General features: G+C 64.4%; 2 protein-coding genes. Both read left to right on the forward strand.

Annotation, left to right across the window (positions count from 1 at the left end):
• Positions 1-293 (forward strand): UxaA family hydrolase (locus tag ACFQ4E_RS20540; RefSeq protein WP_386806399.1); only part of this gene is annotated, 293 nt, incomplete at its 5' end.
• Between the two features lie 12 nt (positions 294-305).
• On the forward strand, positions 306-1,487 hold the full coding sequence (locus ACFQ4E_RS20545; RefSeq protein WP_386806400.1) for a UxaA family hydrolase: 1,182 nt from the start codon (positions 306-308) through the stop codon (positions 1,485-1,487).

The raw sequence follows: 1,487 nt of genomic DNA on the forward strand, positions 1-1,487 counted from the left end.
CCATGAGCGAAATACCGCACCTTCTGGTACATGAAAAAGCCGACAACGTGGGCGTTGTTGTGGTCGAAGGCCTGACCGCGGGCACGGACATGCTGTGCTGCATCACGCATGACAACTCGACCTTCCGGATGACCTCGGAGGCGGATGTGCCGATCGGTCACAAGATCGCGCTGACCGATCTCAAGGCCGGGGACACTGCGATCAAGTACGGCGAGGACATCGGCAAGATCATCGCCGACATCCCCAAGGGCGCGCATGTCCACACCCACAACTGCAAAACCAAGCGCTGGTAAGGAGCCCCTCCGATGGCATCGACTTATTCCAACATGACCGTCCAGGCCTACCGCCGCGAAAACGGACGGGTCGGCGTGCGCAACCACGTCGTCATCCTGCCGCTCGACGACATCTCGAACGCCGCCTGCGAGGCGGTGGCCAACAACATCAAGGGCACGATGGCGATCCCGCATGCCTATGGCCGCCTGCAGTTCGGCGAGGATCTCGAGGTGCATTTCCGCACCATCATCGGCACCGGCGCCAACCCCAACGTCGCCGCGGTGGTGGTGATCGGGATCGAGCCGGGCTGGACCCAGCGCGTGGTCGACGGCATCGCCAAGACCGGCAAGCCGGTCTGGGGCATCTCGATCGAGCAGAAGGGCGATCTCGAGACCATCCGCCAGGCCAGCTGGAAGGCCAAGGAATACGTGCACTGGGCGTCGGAGCTGCAGCGCGAGGAGTGCTCGATCTCCGAGCTCTGGATCTCGACCAAATGCGGCGAAAGCGACACCACGACCGGTCTCGGCTCCTGCCCGACGGTCGGCAACATGTATGACAAGCTCCTGCCCGAGGGCATCACTGGCTTCTTCGGCGAGACCTCCGAGATCACCGGCGCCGAGCATATCTGCCAGAAGCGCGCGATCAACGAGGAGGTCGGCGAGCGCTGGTACAAGATGTGGAAGGCCTACCAGGACGACGTGATCTTCGCCCACCAGACCGACGACCTCTCGGACAGCCAGCCCACCAAGGGCAATATCGAGGGCGGCCTGACCACGATCGAGGAAAAGGCCCTGGGCAATCTCGAGAAGATCGGCCGGACCTCGCAGTTCATCGACATCCTCGATCCGGCCGAGGCGCCGCAATCGGGCAACGGGCTCTACTTCATGGACAGCTCCTCGGCCGCGGCGGAATGCGTGACGCTGATGGCGGCGGGCGGCGCGGTGATCCACACCTTCCCGACGGGCCAGGGCAACGTGATCGGCAACCCGATCGTGCCGGTGATCAAGATCACCGCCAACCCGCGCACGGTGCGGACCATGGCCGAGCACGTCGATGTCGACGTCTCGGGCATCCTGCGCCGCGAGCAGACCATCGACGAGGCCGGCGACGCGCTGATCGAGATGATCGTCCGCACCGCCAACGGCCGCAACACCGCCGCAGAGGCCTTGGGCCACCGCGAGTTCTCCATGACCAAGCTCTACCGGAGCGCGTGA

Origin of the sequence: Litorisediminicola beolgyonensis, from assembly GCF_042679605.1 — a bacterium.
Taxonomy (GTDB): Bacteria; Pseudomonadota; Alphaproteobacteria; order Rhodobacterales; family Rhodobacteraceae; genus Litorisediminicola; species Litorisediminicola beolgyonensis.

Bases quoted from the DNA above. Each gene is read 5' to 3' on its own strand.
- ACFQ4E_RS20545 (WP_386806400.1), top strand. From the start codon at position 306: ATGGCATCGACTTATTCCAACATGACCGTCCAGGCCTACCGCCGCGAA.